The 16,214-nt window shown below is 66.2% G+C and carries 19 protein-coding genes; 7 read left to right on the forward strand and 12 right to left on the reverse strand.

Features of this window, described 5'->3' with window-relative positions; genetic code table 11:
* Positions 1 to 99: 99 nt before the first annotated feature.
* Positions 100 to 945: an AAA family ATPase gene (locus IAE34_RS17065; RefSeq protein ID WP_200140139.1), complete on the forward strand. Its 846-nt coding sequence runs from the start codon at positions 100 to 102 to the stop codon at positions 943 to 945.
* Between the two features lie 10 nt (positions 946 to 955).
* The gene (locus IAE34_RS17070; RefSeq protein WP_200140140.1) at positions 956 to 2,134 is read left to right on the forward strand and encodes a vWA domain-containing protein; all 1,179 of its coding nucleotides are present in this window, start codon (positions 956 to 958) and stop codon (positions 2,132 to 2,134) included.
* A 37-nt stretch (positions 2,135 to 2,171) separates the two neighbouring features.
* Here the strand turns inward: IAE34_RS17070 and IAE34_RS17075 are convergent, their stop codons facing one another.
* The 6 genes from IAE34_RS17075 to IAE34_RS17100 are packed head-to-tail and all read right to left on the reverse strand — an operon-like array spanning position 2,172 to position 6,450.
* On the reverse strand, positions 2,172 to 3,089 hold the full coding sequence (locus IAE34_RS17075; protein ID WP_200140141.1) for a biotin-dependent carboxyltransferase family protein: 918 nt from the start codon (positions 3,087 to 3,089) through the stop codon (positions 2,172 to 2,174).
* Positions 3,086 to 3,781, reverse strand: coding sequence for a 5-oxoprolinase subunit PxpB (gene pxpB / locus IAE34_RS17080; RefSeq protein WP_200140142.1), 696 nt, complete (start codon positions 3,779 to 3,781; stop codon positions 3,086 to 3,088). Before pxpB ends, IAE34_RS17075 begins: the two co-directional genes overlap by 4 nt.
* 10 nt (positions 3,782 to 3,791) lie before the next feature.
* Positions 3,792 to 4,580, reverse strand: a complete 789-nt coding sequence (locus IAE34_RS17085; protein WP_200140143.1) for a 5-oxoprolinase subunit PxpA — start codon at positions 4,578 to 4,580, stop codon at positions 3,792 to 3,794.
* 45 nt (positions 4,581 to 4,625) lie between these two features.
* Entirely contained in the window at positions 4,626 to 5,147 is a 522-nt protein-coding gene (locus IAE34_RS17090; RefSeq protein WP_200140144.1) for a DUF2937 family protein, read from the reverse strand.
* 9 nt (positions 5,148 to 5,156) lie between these two features.
* On the reverse strand, positions 5,157 to 5,924 hold the full coding sequence (locus IAE34_RS17095) for a class II glutamine amidotransferase (RefSeq protein ID WP_200140145.1): 768 nt from the start codon (positions 5,922 to 5,924) through the stop codon (positions 5,157 to 5,159).
* A gap of 16 nt (positions 5,925 to 5,940) precedes the next feature.
* The gene (locus tag IAE34_RS17100) at positions 5,941 to 6,450 is read right to left on the reverse strand and encodes an MFS transporter (RefSeq protein ID WP_200140146.1); all 510 of its coding nucleotides are present in this window, start codon (positions 6,448 to 6,450) and stop codon (positions 5,941 to 5,943) included.
* 83 nt (positions 6,451 to 6,533) lie between these two features.
* Here IAE34_RS17100 and IAE34_RS17105 point away from each other — a divergent pair, with 83 nt between their 5' ends.
* Complete coding sequence (locus IAE34_RS17105; RefSeq protein WP_200140147.1) at positions 6,534 to 8,579, forward strand: S9 family peptidase; 2,046 nt, start codon at positions 6,534 to 6,536, stop codon at positions 8,577 to 8,579.
* Between the two features lie 2 nt (positions 8,580 to 8,581).
* Here the strand turns inward: IAE34_RS17105 and IAE34_RS17110 are convergent, their stop codons facing one another.
* Positions 8,582 to 8,851, reverse strand: coding sequence for a hypothetical protein (locus tag IAE34_RS17110; RefSeq protein ID WP_200140148.1), 270 nt, complete (start codon positions 8,849 to 8,851; stop codon positions 8,582 to 8,584).
* Positions 8,852 to 8,982: 131 nt separating this feature from the next.
* Here IAE34_RS17110 and IAE34_RS17115 point away from each other — a divergent pair, with 131 nt between their 5' ends.
* From IAE34_RS17115 to IAE34_RS17130, 4 genes are all read left to right on the forward strand, one after another.
* On the forward strand, positions 8,983 to 9,354 hold the full coding sequence (locus IAE34_RS17115) for a YajD family HNH nuclease (RefSeq protein WP_200140149.1): 372 nt from the start codon (positions 8,983 to 8,985) through the stop codon (positions 9,352 to 9,354).
* A 70-nt stretch (positions 9,355 to 9,424) separates the two neighbouring features.
* The gene (locus tag IAE34_RS17120) at positions 9,425 to 9,895 is read left to right on the forward strand and encodes an RNA methyltransferase (protein ID WP_200140150.1); all 471 of its coding nucleotides are present in this window, start codon (positions 9,425 to 9,427) and stop codon (positions 9,893 to 9,895) included.
* 487 nt (positions 9,896 to 10,382) lie between these two features.
* Entirely contained in the window at positions 10,383 to 11,432 is a 1,050-nt protein-coding gene (locus IAE34_RS17125) for a GlxA family transcriptional regulator (RefSeq protein ID WP_200140151.1), read from the forward strand.
* A 97-nt stretch (positions 11,433 to 11,529) separates the two neighbouring features.
* Complete coding sequence (locus IAE34_RS17130; protein ID WP_200140152.1) at positions 11,530 to 11,871, forward strand: YgaP-like transmembrane domain; 342 nt, start codon at positions 11,530 to 11,532, stop codon at positions 11,869 to 11,871.
* A gap of 22 nt (positions 11,872 to 11,893) precedes the next feature.
* Here the strand turns inward: IAE34_RS17130 and IAE34_RS17135 are convergent, their stop codons facing one another.
* The 5 genes from IAE34_RS17135 to rnd all read right to left on the reverse strand — a co-directional run bounded on the left by IAE34_RS17135 (position 11,894) and on the right by rnd (position 16,148).
* The gene (locus tag IAE34_RS17135; RefSeq protein ID WP_200140153.1) at positions 11,894 to 13,105 is read right to left on the reverse strand and encodes a hypothetical protein; all 1,212 of its coding nucleotides are present in this window, start codon (positions 13,103 to 13,105) and stop codon (positions 11,894 to 11,896) included.
* A gap of 38 nt (positions 13,106 to 13,143) precedes the next feature.
* Positions 13,144 to 13,593 carry a YcgN family cysteine cluster protein gene (locus IAE34_RS17140; protein WP_200140154.1) on the reverse strand — a complete coding sequence of 150 codons (450 nt, stop codon included), beginning with the start codon at positions 13,591 to 13,593 and terminating at the stop codon, positions 13,144 to 13,146.
* Between the two features lie 123 nt (positions 13,594 to 13,716).
* A complete protein-coding gene (locus tag IAE34_RS17145) occupies positions 13,717 to 14,652 on the reverse strand; it encodes a D-2-hydroxyacid dehydrogenase (RefSeq protein ID WP_200140155.1) in 936 nt (311 codons plus the stop codon).
* Between the two features lie 72 nt (positions 14,653 to 14,724).
* The gene (locus IAE34_RS17150; RefSeq protein ID WP_200140156.1) at positions 14,725 to 15,018 is read right to left on the reverse strand and encodes a YcgL domain-containing protein; all 294 of its coding nucleotides are present in this window, start codon (positions 15,016 to 15,018) and stop codon (positions 14,725 to 14,727) included.
* Positions 15,015 to 16,148, reverse strand: a complete 1,134-nt coding sequence (rnd, locus tag IAE34_RS17155; RefSeq protein WP_200140157.1) for a ribonuclease D — start codon at positions 16,146 to 16,148, stop codon at positions 15,015 to 15,017. The genes IAE34_RS17150 and rnd overlap by 4 nt, the downstream gene beginning before the upstream one ends.
* Positions 16,149 to 16,214 lie beyond the last annotated feature (66 nt).

The raw sequence follows: 16,214 nt of genomic DNA on the forward strand, positions 1-16,214 counted from the left end.
GTTATAGTCGGCCATCGCTTTTCCAGCCTACCGCTGGCGTTACGGTGCGGACATCTGCGCGCACCGTCCTGCGCCACCACTGCACCGAGGAATCGATCCATGAAGTTCGAAGGTACCCGCCACTACGTCGCCACCGATGACCTCAAGCTGGCGGTCAACGCGGCCATTACCCTCGAACGCCCCCTGCTGGTCAAGGGTGAACCGGGCACCGGCAAGACCCTGCTCGCCGAGCAACTGGCCGAGTCCTTCGGCGCACGCCTGATCACCTGGCATATCAAGTCCACCACCAAGGCGCACCAGGGCCTTTACGAATACGACGCGGTCAGCCGTCTGCGGGACTCGCAGCTGGGCGTGGACAAGGTCCATGACGTGCGCAACTACCTGAAGAAAGGCAAGCTCTGGGAAGCCTTCGAGGCGCAGGAGCGGGTGATCCTGCTGATCGACGAAATCGACAAGGCCGACATCGAGTTCCCCAACGACCTGCTGCAGGAACTCGACCGCATGGAGTTCTACGTCTACGAGACGGACGAGACCATCAAGGCGAGACATCGCCCGATCATCATCATCACCTCCAACAATGAGAAGGAACTGCCCGACGCCTTCCTGCGCCGCTGCTTCTTCCACTACATCGCCTTCCCTGATCGTCAGACCCTGCAACGCATCGTCGACGTGCACTTCCCGAACATCAAGGCCTCGCTGGTCAGCGAGGCGCTGGACCTGTTTTTCGACGTACGCAAGGTGCCGGGGCTGAAGAAGAAGCCCTCCACGTCGGAACTGGTCGACTGGCTCAAGCTGCTGATGGCCGATGACATTAGCGAGGCCGTGCTGCGCGAACGCGACCCGACCAAGGCCATCCCGCCGCTGGCCGGTGCCCTGGTGAAGAACGAGCAGGACGTGCAGTTGCTCGAGCGCCTGGCCTTCATGAGCCGGCGCGGCAACCGCTGAGGACCTGGCCATGCTGCTCGACCTGTTCAACGAGATGCGCGCGGCCAAGGTGCCGGTGTCGGTGCGCGAACTGCTCGACCTGCTGGAGGCCGTGCAACGGCGAGTCACGTTCGCCGACATGGACGAATTCTACTATCTGGCCCGTGCGATCCTGGTCAAGGACGAGCGGCACTTCGACAAGTTCGACAGAGCCTTCTCGGCCTATTTCAAAGGATTGGAACACCTGGACCGACACCTCGAGGCGCTGATTCCCGAAGACTGGCTGCGCAAGGAATTCGAGCGTTCGCTGAGCGCGCAGGAGCGCGCGCAGATCCAGTCCCTGGGCGGCCTCGACAAGCTGATCGAGGCGTTCAAGCAGCGCCTGGCCGAGCAGAAGGAGCGTCACGCCGGCGGCAACAAGTGGATCGGCGCCGGTGGCACCAGCCCGTTCGGCTCCGGCGGCTACAACCCCGAGGGCATCCGCGTGGGCGACGCCGGCGAGCGCCAGGGCAAGGCGGTGAAGGTGTGGGACCAGCGCGAGTACCGCAACCTCGACGACCAGGTGGAACTGGGTACCCGCAACATCAAGCTGGCCCTGCGCCGCCTGCGCAAGTTCGCCCGCCAGGGCGCGGCCGAAGAACTGGACATCGACGGCACCATCGACCATACCGCTCGCGATGCCGGGCTGCTCAACATCCAGCTGCGCCCGGAGCGGCGCAATACCGTCAAGCTGCTGTTGCTGTTCGACATCGGCGGCTCCATGGATGCCCACGTCAAGGTCTGCGAGGAACTGTTCTCGGCCTGTCGGACCGAGTTCAAGCACCTGGAGTACTACTACTTCCACAACTTCGTCTACGAGTCGGTGTGGAAGAACAATCAGCGCCGCAGCGCCGAGCGCTTCGCCACCTTCGATCTGCTGCACAAGTACGGCGACGACTACAAGGTGGTGTTCGTCGGCGACGCGGCCATGGCGCCCTACGAAATCACCCAACCAGGCGGCAGCGTCGAGCACTGGAACGAGGAAGCCGGGTATGTGTGGATGCAGCGGTTCAGGGAGAAATTCCGCAAGATCGTGTGGATCAACCCGTACCCGCAGGACACCTGGCGCTACACCGGCTCGACCCAGTTGGTGCGTGAACTGATCGACGACCACATGTACCCGCTGACATTGCAGGGGTTGGAAGATGCCATGCGCTATCTGTCGAAGTAGCGCAGGGTTCGCCGCATCGGACTCCCGCGCGACCGCCTCACCGCCAGCGTTGCAGGTAGGCCTGCTGCTCGCGCCATGCCGACGTCTGCACCACCGCACGCAACCGTATCGCAGTGCCCGGCAGGCACTGCGCCAGTTGCGCCAGAGCCAAGGGTGTCAGCGCCCCTAACCGCGGGTAGCCGCCGATGGTCTGGCGGTCGTTGAGCAGCACGATCGGCTGGCCATCGGGGGGCACCTGCACGGCGCCCAGTGAAATGCCTTCGGAAATCATCGGCCGCCCCTGATACACCAGTGCTGGCCCCAGCAATCGGCAGCCCATGCGGTCGGCACGGCTGTCCAGTATCCAGTCACGGTTGAACGCCTCGAACAGGCTGGTACCACTGAAGTCGGCGATCTGCGCGCCCATCACCAGGTCCAGCACCGGGGTGTCGGAATAGATAGGCCTCAACGCCTCGGGGACTTCGCGCAGGGCCGGCGCAGCGTCGCCCACCCGCAAGGCCTGACCTTTGCCCAAGGGCGCACCGCTGCCATCCACACCGCCCAGCTGTTCGCGGACCACGGTCGAGCAACTGCCCAACAGCGCCTCGCCCTCGAAGCCACCCGGCGCCGCCAGGTAGGCGCGCGCACCCTGCCGGGGCTGTGTCAACGCCAGCCGTTGTCCCTGGCGCAACAGCACGCTGCGCCAGGGTGCCAGTGGCTGGTCGTCGATGCGGGCCTGCAGGTCGGCCCCGGCCAATGCCAGCACGCAGTCCTGCTCGGCCAGGAGGGTGAACCCGCCCAGCGCCACCTCGACGACCGGGGCGTCCAGTGCGTTACCCAGCAGCCAGTTGGCCCAGTTCATCGCCACCCAGTCCAGCGCGCCGCCTTGTGTGACGCCCAGGTGACGTACGCCCATACGCCCGGCGTCCTGCAACTGGCACAGGGCCGTGCTGGCCTCGATCGTCAATTGTTTCATGCCCAGGCCTCCTGAGGACTGTCGTCACCGCCCTGGGCGACGAACTCGGCGTGCGAGATCGCCACGAAGCGCACCCGATCACCCGGCTGCAACAGGCTGTAGCCATCGCCCTGGCGGTCGAACAGGCGTACCGGCGTACGCCCGATCAGGTTCCAGCCGCCTGGCGAGACCGCCGGGTAGGCCGCCGTCTGCCGCTCAGCGATCCCCACACTCCCCGCAGCCACGCGCTTGCGCGGGGTACTCAGGCGCGGCGTGGCCAGCCGCTCGTCCACCAGTCCCATGAACGCGAAACCGGGAGCGAAGCCCAGGGCGAACACCGGGTAGTCGCGCTCGCCGTGCAGGCCAATCACCTCCTCCTGGCTCAACCCGGCGCGCGCTGCCAGCACGGGCAGTTCCGGACCGACACTGGGGTGATACCACACCGGGATCTCATGACGACGGCCATCGTAGCCAGCATCCGGCTGCACATCCTGCAAGGCCTCGGCGATACGCGCCCGCGCCTGCTCCGGCGCCAGGTCGGACTGCACCATCACCGTGGTGTAGGACGGCACGATATCGATCAGGCTATCGCCGAACGTCGTCCGCAGCCGCTGGCTGACGGCCAGGATCCACGGCATGTTGCGCTCATCGATGGTGTCGAACAGCCGGACCATGAAGCTGTCGATGGCCACCACCTCGATCCGCGGCCTCATGGCTCGCGCCTCATGCCTGCAAGGCATCCAGCGCCTGGCGGATATGGCGCACGGCAGCCACCGAGCTGTCGTTGTCGCCATGCACGCACAGGGTCGAAGCGTTCAGGCGCAAGGCGCTGCCGTCGTCGGCCACCAGCGCCTCGCCACGTGCCAGGCGCAGCGCCTGCGCGACCACCATGTCCGGGTCGTGGTGCACGGCGCCGGGCAGGCGCCGCGACACCAGGTGCCCCTGCGCGGTATAGGCGCGATCGGCGAACGCCTCGAACCACAAAGGCACGCCGAGCTCCTGGCCCAGTGCCTGGGCCGCGCTGTCGTCGGCGGTCGCCATGAGCATCAGCGGCAGGCCAGGCGCATAGGCGGCCACCGCTTCGAGCACCGTGCGCAGCTGACCTGGGTTGGTCATCATGTCGTTGTACAGCGCGCCATGGGGCTTGACGTAGGCCACGCGCCCGCCCAGCACCTTGCAGATACCTTCCAGCGCTCCGATCTGATAATGCAGCAGGTCGCGGATCTCCTCGCTGCTGCACGCCATGGAGCGCCGCCCGAAGCCATTGAGGTCCGGGTAGGCCGGGTGAGCACCGATGGTCACGCCGTGCTGCAAGGCAAGGGCCACCGTACGGCGCATGATGCCGGGATCGCCCGCGTGAAAGCCGCAGGCGATGTTGGCGCAGTCGACGAAGGGCATGACGTCGGCATTCAGGCCCATGCGCCAACTGCCGAAACTTTCGCCCATGTCGCAGTTCAGCAGCAGGCGCCGGGGAGGTGAAGGGGCTGTCGAGGGAGCTGTTGAAGTGAGCATCGCGGCCTCGTCTGGTGGATATGATCGGTCAGGCACAGGCGCCAGTTAGCGCCAGCTTTCCTTCACCGCACTGCGACGCCCGCCCAGTGCCAGCCAACCGAGGCCGAGCAGCAGGCTCTCGACCAGCAGGGCCAGCAGGAATCCACAGCCCAGGCCCCAGCCGATCGCCTCGGGCACCAGCAGGATCTGGTAGCTGTAGCCGTTGAGCGTTTCCTGGCGCAGCGCCGGATCGGCCTGGACCAGTACATGCCAGGTGCGCGCCGCCCAACTGCCCTGAAGGGACTGCCACTCGTTTTCCAGCAATTGATTGCGCACCATCAGGCTTTCGATGCTGTTAGCGTCGCTGACGAACACCGGATCGTCACTGCCGCGGTAATGACGCAGCAGGGCCTGGAGATCGCCGTTGAAAAAGCGCTCGGCGGTTTCCTGGAAGCCCGACAACGCCTCGCGCGATTCGAGCAGGTGCGCCTCGACTCGCTGGCCGTAATCCTTGACCAACCCTGGCACCTGGACCCCCACCAGCAGGCCGACGGTGAACAGCAGCAACCGCAGGTAACCTCTGAACATGCTCGCTCCTCAGCCGCTGGCGACGCACTCGCCATGGCGCCACAGGGCCCACTGGCCGGGCGCATAACGCAGCCAGGTCTCGTTTTCGGTCAAGGCCTCGGTGGCGATCACCGTGACCACGTCATTGGGGGTGGTTTGCGACTGGAAGTCGACGATCAGGTCGACGTCCTTCAGACGCGCCGCCCCGAAGGGCGCACGCCGGGTAATGTGCACCAGCTTGGTGGAGCAGAAGCAGAACAGCCAGTCGCCGTCGCTGAGCAGGCAGTTGAACACGCCTTTCTCGCGATAGTCGGCGCAGGCCTGCACCAGCACCGGCAGTAGCGTCTCGGCCTCGACCGGCTCGGGAAAGGCTTCACGCACGCGGTTGAGCAAATCGCAGAAGGCCGCCTCGCTGTCGGTATCGCCCACTGGCCGGTAGAAGGTCTTCTCGCCGACCAGCCCTGCCAGTTGCCCGTTGTGCGCGAAGCACCAGTTGCGCCCCCACAGCTCGCGGACGAACGGGTGGGTGTTGGACAGGCAGACCTTGCCGACGTTGGCCTGGCGGATGTGACCGATGACCACTTCGCTCTTGATCGGGTAGCGCTGCACCAGGCTGGCCACCTCCGATTCGCTGCTCGCGGTCGGGTCCTGGAACAGTCGCAAGCCGCGCCCTTCGTAGAAGGCGATGCCCCAGCCATCGCGGTGCGGGCCGGTGCGTCCGCCGCGCTGCATCAGTCCGGTGAAACTGAAGACGATATCGGTGGGGACGTTGGCGCTCATGCCCAGCAGTTCGCACATCGACCAGCGCTCCTGGCTAGAGCCGTGGTTCGACGCGGCCGGCGCCAGGGCCGGGGCGACGCGCCGTGGCGGCTAACGGCGGGACGTCGCGGTAGCGGTCGCGAGGGTCCGCCTGCGGCGCTTCGGTCACCAGCGCCTGGTCTTCGGCGGCGCTGCGGGCAGCGGCCGCATCGCGGCGCGCCCGGCGCTCGCGCGCGCGCCGCTCCAGCGGCCAGCGCACCAGGACGAACACGGCGTACAGCACGAAGGCGATGAGCGCGTACATGGCCAGGTCCGATGCCGCGCGCCAGGCGTTGTTGCCCACCTTGAAGGCCAGGTCCAGGGCCGTGATGGCGATGGCCGGGGCGAAGCTGTCCTTGACCGGATCGACGATGGTGGGGCTGAACAGCAGCACGGCGACGATCACCCGCAACGGCTCGCGCAGCCAGCGCCACATCCAACCGGTGAGCTTGAAGGCCACCAGCAGGCAGCCCACTGCGGCAACCGCATAGAGGCCCCAGGCCAGTGTGTAGTCTTGTTCGATCATGGTGTCCGTGCAAGGCAGGCGAAGAGATGCCTATGATAAACACTTTTAGGGGCGCAGGCGCCCTTTCCATCTCGGGAAACCACATGCATACCGGACTCACGCCCCCCATCGCCCGCCAAGCCCCAGGCGAGGATCCCTACGCCTGGCTGCAGGAACGCGGCAGCCCTGAAGTGCTGGCCTACCTGGAGCAGGAAAACGCCTACCAGCAAGCGTGCCTGGCCCATCAGGCGCCGCTGCGCGAACAATTGTTCGAGCAGATCAAGGGCCGCATCCTGGAAACCGACCTGTCGCTGCCGTCGCCCTGGGGCCCGTATCTTTACTATACGCGCACGACTGCCGGCGACGAGTATCCGCGCCACTACCGCTGCCAGCGCCCCGCCGATGACAGCCTCACGGTCGACGAGCAGACCGAGCGACTGCTGCTGGACCCCAACGCCCTGGCCGAAGGCGGCTTCCTCTCCCTCGGTGCGTTCAACGTCAGCCCCGACCACCAGCGCCTGGCCTACAGCCTCGACACCTCGGGCGATGAAATCTACACCCTGTACGTCAAGGAACTGGACACCGGCGACATCGTCACCCTGCCCTTCGACGGCTGCGACGGCAGCCTGACCTGGGCCAACGACAGCCGTACGCTGTTCTTCGCCGAACTGGACGACACCCACCGGCCCTGGCGCCTGCGTCGCCTTACCCTGGGCGAGCGCGACGCCGTGCAGGTCTTCGAGGAGCCGGACGGACGCTTCTTCCTGCACTGCTACCGCAGCAGTTCCGAACGCCAGCTGGTGCTGCTGCTCAACAGCAAGACCACCAGCGAGGCCTGGGTGCTCGACGCGAACACGCCGCAGGAACACTTCACCTGCCTGGCGCCACGTGTCGAGGGCCACGAATACTTCCCCGACCACGGCCAGTTGGACGGCCAGTGGCGCTGGTTCATCCGCAGCAATCAGGACGGCATCAACTTCGCCCTGTATCAGGCCCCCACCGAACAGGTGCCCCAGCGTCAGCAGTGGCAGGTACTGGTGGCGCACCGCGATGAAGTCATGCTCGAAGGCTTGAGTCTGAATGCCTCGGCGCTGTCGCTGAGCCTGCGCGAAGGTGGCCTGCCGATCATCGAAGTGCGGCCCCACGGCCTGCCGGCCTACCGCGTCGAGCTACCCGACGCCGCCTACAGCCTGTACGTCCAGGACAGCCTGGAGTTCGCCAGCCCCTGTATTCGCCTGCGCTACGAAGCCCTCAACCGTCCGGCCCAGGTACGCCAGCTGAGCCTGGCCGACGGCACGCAGCAGGTGCTCAAGCAGACGCCCGTGCTGGGCCGCTTCGACCCCGACGACTACGTCAGCCAACGCCTCTGGGCCACCGCCGGTGACGGCACCCAGGTGCCCATCAGCCTGGTGCGTCGGCGCCAGGACCTCGACCGCTGCGTGCCCCTGTATCTCTACGGCTACGGCGCCTACGGCGAGAGCCTGGATCCCTGGTTCTCCCACGCACGCCTGAGCCTGCTCGAACACGGCGTGGCCTTCGCCATCGCCCACGTGCGCGGGGGCGGCGAGCTGGGCGAAGCCTGGTACCGTGCCGGCAAGCAGGCCCACAAGCAGAACAGCTTCGATGACTTCATCGCCTGCGCCGAGCACCTGATCGCCCAGGGTGTGACCCGCACCGAGCAGTTGGCCATTAGCGGCGGCAGTGCCGGTGGGCTGCTGATCGGCGCGGTGCTCAACCAGCGTCCGGACCTGATGCGCTGCGCCATCGCCGAAGTGCCCTTCGTCGATGTGCTCAACACCATGCTCGACCCGGAACTGCCGCTCACTGTTACCGAGTACGACGAGTGGGGCAATCCCGAAGACCCGCAGGTGCATGCGCGGATCAAGGCCTACGCGCCCTACGAGAACGTCAAGGCGCAGGACTACCCGGCCCTGCTGGTGGTGGCTGGCTACAACGACAGCCGAGTGCAGTACTGGGAGGCGGCGAAGTGGGTGGCGCGCCTGCGCACGCTCAAGACCGACACCCGTCGGCTGCTGCTCAAGACTGAAATGGGCGCCGGCCACGGCGGCATGAGCGGGCGTTATCAAGGGTTGCGCGATGTCGCCCTGGAATATGCCTTCGTGCTCGAAGAACTGGGCGTGCAGCCCTAGTCTCAGCCGTCCTTGCCGGGTGGCGCCGGCGACAATCCCGGCAGGGGTTGATCCTTCGGCGGTCCGGGCCTGGGCATCGGCGGCAGCAGCGGGCCACCGGCCTCGCTGCCGCCGGCCTTGGGCGGTGCCGCGGGGGTGATCTGCGGATAGGGCGTGGGCGTTGGCGTGCCGGGCGCGCCAGGCGCCGGGGCCAGGCCGCTCGACGGCTGCGCGGCGAGCGCGACCGGTGCGCTGGCGAGCAGCACCAGCGTAGCAAGGAGCATGGGCAACATCATCGATCTCCTGTCGGGAAACTGCCTACAGACTACGCGCAATCTCGCCCGTTCGCCTGTGCGCAGAGTGCCCGGCGCGCTAGACTCGACCGCAGAACCGTCACAGCCCTGATAACGACAAAGGTAACACCATGAGTTCGGCCACCCCCTCCGCCGCCACCGCCCGCCTCGACCGCATCCTCGCCGACGCCAAGCGCGACAAGGAAATGGGCTATCGCGACAAGGCGCTGAAGATGTACCCGCATGTGTGCGGCCGTTGCGCCCGCGAGTTCTCCGGCAAGCGTCTGTCGGAACTCACCGTGCACCATCGCGACCACAACCACGACAACAACCCCCAGGACGGCTCGAACTGGGAGCTGCTGTGCCTGTACTGCCACGACAACGAACACTCGCGCTATACCGACCAGCAGTATTTCGGCGAAGGATCGCTGAGCACGCCCAAGGCCAACGTCGCCACGCACAACCCCTTCGCCGGGCTGGCCGCGCTCATGAAGAAGGACTGAGCGTCGAATCCTGCCCCGTCCGGTCGGCGAGCCCGTATAATCGCGCTTTTTTTGCGAAGGGCTCCGCCTCGTGGCGAACAAACGGTACAGCTGCATCGGCCTGTTCAACCCCAAATCGCCGGAAAACGTCGGCTCGGTGATGCGCGCCGCCGGGTGCTACGGCGTGAACTCGGTGTTCTACACCGGTAAACGCTACGAGCGCGCCCGTGACTTCGTCACCGACACCAAGCGCGTGCACTACGACATTCCGCTGATCGGTATCGACGACCTGCAACGCATCATCCCGCTGGGTTGCACCCCGGTGGCGGTGGAACTGGTCGAGGGCGCCAGACCGCTACCGGAATACACCCACCCTGACCGCGCCCTCTACATCTTCGGTCCTGAGGACGGCACCCTCGACGACAGCGTGCGCGCCTGGTGCGAGGAGACCATCTACATTCCCACCCAGGGCTGCATGAACCTGGCGGCGACGGTCAACGTGGTGCTCTATGACCGCCTGGCCAAGGGCTTGAACACCCGCTCGGGACCGAAATTCAAGTAGCCTGTGCCGCTGGGACGCACTCCGGGCGCAAGCGACTACAGAGCCGGTTGCTCGAGGGCAAGCCCGCTTCTCTGGGACTGACGCACGATGCTGTCAGAACAGCATCCTGTCGCTCACATCATGAAGCCTTGATCCTGAAGGTCTCGGCTCCGGGTGTCGATCCTCGGCCGTGGCGGACTTGAGGCGCCAAACAGACCCCGTGTCCATGTACCACCAGACAGCGTGGTCATATCCCCCTTGCCGAGGCATTTGATGGTCGTCAGGCCCGCGTATTTCACGCGACGGGCGCGGCGCGTCACGCAGGCTACCTGTGTGGACCCAAGACCAAATCCGCTGGCAGGTCGGCCTCAGCCAAGGGCCTCACGATCACACCACGCGTGGGGGTCCGAGCAAGGCAACCCGGAGTTCCGACGGGCCTCGACGCATCGTATACACAAAGAATACAATCGCCGCGCGCGTTTTCCCTCTTACTCCGCGAGGCGTCCCGTTGACCGCCAAGAGAACCTTCGGCCCGGCCCTGCACGGCCACAACTCTCGCTTCATCCCAGCCGACCTGGAAAGCGACGCGCCCGGCCTGCGCGTGGGATTCCTGCTGCTCGAGCATTTCTCGCTTCTGGCCTTCACTCAGGCCCTGGATGCACTGGTCACTGCCAACCTTATTCAGCCAGGCGCCTCGGCCCACATCACCTGCAGCGTGGATGGCGCTGCGCTGTCCAGTGACCTGGATATCCAAATCGGCCCGGCCATGACCCTGGAAGACTGCGTCACCCAGCCGCTGGATCTGTTCGTGGTATGTGGCGGGTTGCGCACGGTGCTGAGCCTGCCCGAGCGGGCGTACGCCAGCCTGCAAACCCTCGCCCAGCGCGGTGTGGCCCTGGCCGGGCTGTGGAATGGCGCCTGGTTTCTCGGCCGCGCGGGGCTGCTGGACGGCTACCGCTGCGCCGTACATCCCGAGCACCGCGCGGCCGTTGCCGAAATCGCCCGGCATGGTCAGGTGAGCAGCGAGGCCTACTGCGTCGATCGCGACAGGCTCAGCGCGGCCAGCCCGGGTGGCGCCCTGAGCATGATGCTGGAGTGGATCGGCCATCGTCGCGGCCCCGCCCTGGCCGAAGGCATCACCGCGATCCTGGCCTTCGAGTCGTCGCGCTACCGGCGTACCACGCCGGCGGCGCAGGCCAACATCAGCGAACCGCTGCGCGAGGCGATCACGCTGATGAGCGCCAACCTCGAGGAACCCTTGAGCCAGGATCAGCTGGCCGCCTACGTCGGCCGCTCCAAGCGCCAGATCGGCAGACTGTTCCAGCGCCAGCTCGGCACGACCCCAGTGCGCTACTACCTGGAGTTGCGCATCACCGAGAGTCGTCGCCTGCTACAGCACTCGGACCTGCCGATCATGGAGGTGGCAGTGGCCTGCGGCTTCGTCTCTGCCAGCCATTTCAGCAAATGCTACCGCTCATTCTACGGCTACGGGCCGTCGCAGGAAAAACGCCTGGGCTGCGTGAAAGGCGCTCGGCGCGAGTCGGGCGCCCCCCATTGAACGACCCGCACGTTCGCCAGGCCCACTCGGCGATTGCACTGAACGTCGCCCGCCTCCCCCGGGTCAGCTGTTGAACCCATCCATCAGGAGATTCAACATGCTCGATATTCATTCAGGCACATCCCAGGACGAGCAGAACGTCACCGGCTGGGAGCGCCTAAGCTCCCTGGCAGGCGGTGCATTGATGGTCACCAAGGGCATGCGCCGGGGTGGTGTGATCGGCCTGCTGGAAGTGGCCATCGGCGGCCTGGCGCTGGCCCGGGGTGTCAAGGGTCGATGCGAGGCCAAGGCCTGGCTGCGCAAGCAGCGCGCGGATTACCGGCGCCTGAATGCCGACATCGAGCGCGGCGCCGCCGAACTCAAGGCACTCAAGGACAGCGCCGAATCAGCGACGCGCACCGTGACCGTGACGGGCAAGGATCCACTGAGCGACGTCTGATCTTGCAGCTGAGGCCAAGGCTTCAGCGCAGCAACTGGCGGGTCTGCAGCACCTCGGCCTCACGCCCCAGCACCTGCTCGCTGATGTGCACGAGGTCGTCGGTGCTAATCTTGGACAAGCGCATCAGCGCACGCGTCACGTCATCCAGCGAGCGCTGATCGTGGCTGTGCAGGCGAATCTCGCGGTCCAGCGCCTGTAGCACCAGTACACCACGGGCCACCTGCGCGGCATTCACCTGATCACCGCGCAAGGTGGTGACCTTCACGCCCTCGGATTGCAGGCGACGCTGCAACAGCTGATAGCGGTCATCACCGATGCCCCCCGCGCGACGCAGCAGCTCGCTGGCGTAGTAGTCCGTCAGGCTCTGGACCACCCACTCGCTGCGATCCCGTGACTCGAGCTGGGTGAACACACGCACCAGCTGGCGCAAGAGTGGGCTGCTACCGTCCTCGCCAATCAGCGCCCGTGAGCTGTGCAGATAGAGCGAGTTGCGCGGCGTCTGGGCACCACGCCCCAATTCGTCGCGGCTTCCCACCACCAGCAGCTTGCCAGGGGCACGCGCAAACACTGCTTGCAGTTGCGGCCAGACGAATGTCATCAATGTCAGCGTGTCCATGCGGCGCATGCCTTGCCCCAACGGGGCGGCAATGGTCACTTGCGTATCGCCCATCTGGGCACGTCGACTGCCCAGGGTGCCAGCCAGCATCCAGCCGGTGGGCCGATCGAACAGGCGCGAGACATCATCGATACGAAAGCGGTGCTTGCCTATACGTGGCCAGGCAGTCTCGACGCTTTTCCAGCCCTGCGGCAATTCGAACTGCAGACGCGCGACCAACTCGCTGCCGTCCTGCTGATCGAGCCGCGCCGCCGGCACCAGTCGCTCGCCGCGCAGCAGCGCCCAGTGCGCGGTGATTCGCGACTCGGGCCGGCCGCGGGCAGATTGTGTATCCAGCTGCACACGGTAGCTCAGGCTGGACTTGCCCGCTGCCGGATGCCACATCCCACGCGAGCCCTGCACTTGCCATTGGCCGTCGGCCTGGAATCCGCCATAGAGGCCCTGGCGTCCCAGATCGAAATCCAGGGTCCGCACGGCACTGCCTTCGGCCAGGGTGATGCGCACCTCGGCCTGGCCCGAGTCGGGCAACAAACGCACAAGGTAATCCAGATCGACCTTCTTCGCCCACGCCGGCACGGTCACCAGCAACCCCAGAAGCAGCAACCACCGGCATCGCATACACAGGCCCCTCATTCGGCTACAGGACAGCGTCGGTATCAGCCGGCGCGAAAGATCAGGTGGTCTTCCCAGTCGTCCTCGTCCACCTCATTCTCGCTGAGCATCCGGCCGGACTGGGAAATGCGCTGCTCGTGCACCTGCTCGCGATCACCGCAGACCAGCGGGTGCCAGGCAGGCAAGTCCCTGCCTTCGCTGATCAAGCGGTAGCCGCACGTGCTCGGCAGCCACTTGAATTGCTCGGCCTTGCCCGGCGTGAGCTGGACGCAGTCGGGCACCTGGGCGAAGCGGCCGGGATAGTCGCTGCACTGGCAGGTGTGCAGGTCCAGCAGCTTGCAGGCTATGCGCGTGTAATAGATGCTGTTGTCGTCCTCGTCCTCGAGCTTCTGCAGGCAGCACAGCCCGCAGCCGTCGCAGAGCGACTCCCACTCCTGGGCATCGAGCTGGTCAAGGGTCTTGCGCCGCCAGAAGGGCGCGGTGTCGGCGATCATTGCACAGGTTCCTGCAGTCACGGGAAAGCGCCGCAGCGCGGCGGCGCAAGTCTAGGGCCTGGCCCGACGCAATGCCAGACCGCCGGTCAGCACCTGGTCATGGGGCCACTCACCTCGCCGAGTTCAATAGCCGCGAGCGAAATCCACTTCACCGGCCAGGTTCGGCTGGTCCTGGACGTGGGCACGCAGGTTGTCCAGAAACAGCCCGACCATGGCGGGGGGCGAGGTTGGCGCCGCACTGTGACCGGTCAGCAACAGCCCCCACGCGGTCCAGAAGGGATGACGCTGAGGCAGCGGCTCCTGCCGGCAGACATCGATGACGGCGCCGGCCAGATGGCCGCTCTTGAGCGCCTCCACCAGATCGGCATCGACCACCGCCACGCCGCGCCCGGCATTGATGAACAGCGCGCTGGGCTTGAAGCGCTGGAACAACGCGGCGTCGTACAGATCGTGGGTGGCCGGTGTATCCGGCAGCAGGTTGAGCACGTAGTCCACCTCGCCGACCAGCCGCGGTAGCGCGTCCAGCCCGGCCACTTCCACGAACGGCGCCTGTTCGCGCGCCGAGCTGGCGATGCCATAGAGGGTCATGCCGAACGGGCGAAGGAATTCGGCCACCTGATGGCCGATGTCGCCAATACCGACGATCAGCACCTTGCGCCCCTGCAGGCTATTGCCGGGGCGGCCATCCCAGCGCCGCTCGACCTGGCTGACCAGCCGCGACAGCACCTCGCGCTCGTGAATCAGCATGTAGCCGAGCATGTACTCGGCCATGACCTGACCGAAGATACCCACGGCACGGGTCAGGCGGTAGGTACGGGGCAAACCGTCGGCCAGCAGCGGCGTGATGCCCGCCCAGGTCGACTGCACCCACTGGGGCCTGTGCCCCTGGCGCAGCAGGCTGGCGACCAGGTGCGGCTCGCCCAGCCAGATGGGACAATCGGGTGCATGGCGCGACAGTTCGGCGGAATCGCCACTGGTCAGAACCTCCAGGTCCGGTGCCTGCTCGCCCAGCAGGCGAGCGTAAACGGCATGATCCTGTTCTGCGATCAGAACACGCATCTCGAGACAACCTTGACAGACGACGCGCGCGGCCACAGCGGGCCGCCACGCCGGGTGATGATCGAATTCCGGTCAGGCCGGGTCGTTGCGGCGCAGTAGCTCTTCGGGCAGGTGCTCGATGTACTCGTCCTGGGGCGGCGGCATCTGCAGGTGGTAGCCCTGGCTGTCGAGGTTTTCCAGCACCTTGGCGATGTCCTCGCGGGCCAGGGTGCGCTCTGGCGTGAGCACCAGATCGAAGGCATGCACGGGGGTGCCGAAGAACGGCAGCAAGGCCTGCGGAACGCGCTCCAGGCCCTCGGCCTTGAGCACGTAGAGGTACATCTCCTGCTTGCGCGGGCTTTTGTAGATCGAACAGATACGTTTCACAGGGTTTCTCCAGCACCTGCCAGATCGCTCAGCAGGGCCTGGCCCATGCGCTCGCGGCGCCAGCCACGCAGCGACTCGGGCAGGCTGTAGGGGCCGTTGGGGTAGCCGCTCTTGAGCAGCGCCTCCAGGGATTTCTTGCGCAGCATCAATTCCGGCGCGATGCCCAACCGCTCGCCCTCGGCCTGGCCGATGGCGCGCAGGCGCTTGAGCAGCGCGGCGGCCTCGATCGGCAAAGGCTCGGGCAGCACGGCCGGCCACTGCTCGGGCGGCTGGCTGGCGGCGCTCTTGATCAACTTGAGCAGGGTGTCGCCATCCTGGCGCAGGGTCCGCGGGTGCATGTCCTCGATCTTGGCCAGCGCCGACAGCGTCTCCGGCTGCCCCTTGGCGATCGGCCACAGCGCATGCTCCTTGAGAATGCGGTTGCGCGGCACGTCCCGGCTGCGCGCTTCGCGCTCACGCCAGGCACACAGCTCGCGCAGCACCGCCAACTGTTGCGGACCCAGCTTCCAGGCCAGCTTCACGTCGCGATAGAGCGTGGCAGGATCGACTTCACGGCGCATCTGGGCGACCAGTTCGGCCCCATCCTCCAGCACCCAGGCGTACTTGTCGGCGGACAGACGCGGGCGCAGCGCGGCGAACAGCTCGGCAAGGTGCGCGGCGTCCTCGGCGGCGTAGCTCACCTGGGTGTCGGACAGCGGCCGCTGCAGCCAGTCGGAACGGGTCTCGCCCTTGGGCAGCTCGATGCCCAGCACGTCCTGCACCAGGCGCGAGTAGCCCATGGAAAAACCGATGTTCAGGTAGCCACCGGCCAGCTGCGTGTCGAACAGCGGTTGCGGCAGCTTGCCGGTCAGGCGCAGCAGCACTTCGAGGTCTTCGCTGCAGGCATGCAGCACCTTCACCACCGCGCCGTCCTCGAGCAGTTCGCCCAGGGGCTGCCAGTCGCGAATCAGCAGTGGATCGATGAGGTAGGCACCCTGCCCGTCGCCCACCTGGATCAGGCCCGCCTTGGGGTAGAAGGTGTCGACCCGCATGAATTCGGTGTCGACGGCCACGAAAGGCAGTTCGCGCCAGGCCCGGCAGCGTTCTGCCAGGCTCTGGTCGTCACGGATCCAGTGTATTTCGATAGCCACGAGGCTCTCCCACAAACATTGGCGCGCAGTATATACGGCGCGGGCACTGCGGGTGAAACCCGGGCC

Source organism: Pseudomonas sp. S30 (assembly GCF_016518545.1).
Lineage (GTDB): Bacteria > Pseudomonadota > Gammaproteobacteria > Pseudomonadales > Pseudomonadaceae > Aquipseudomonas.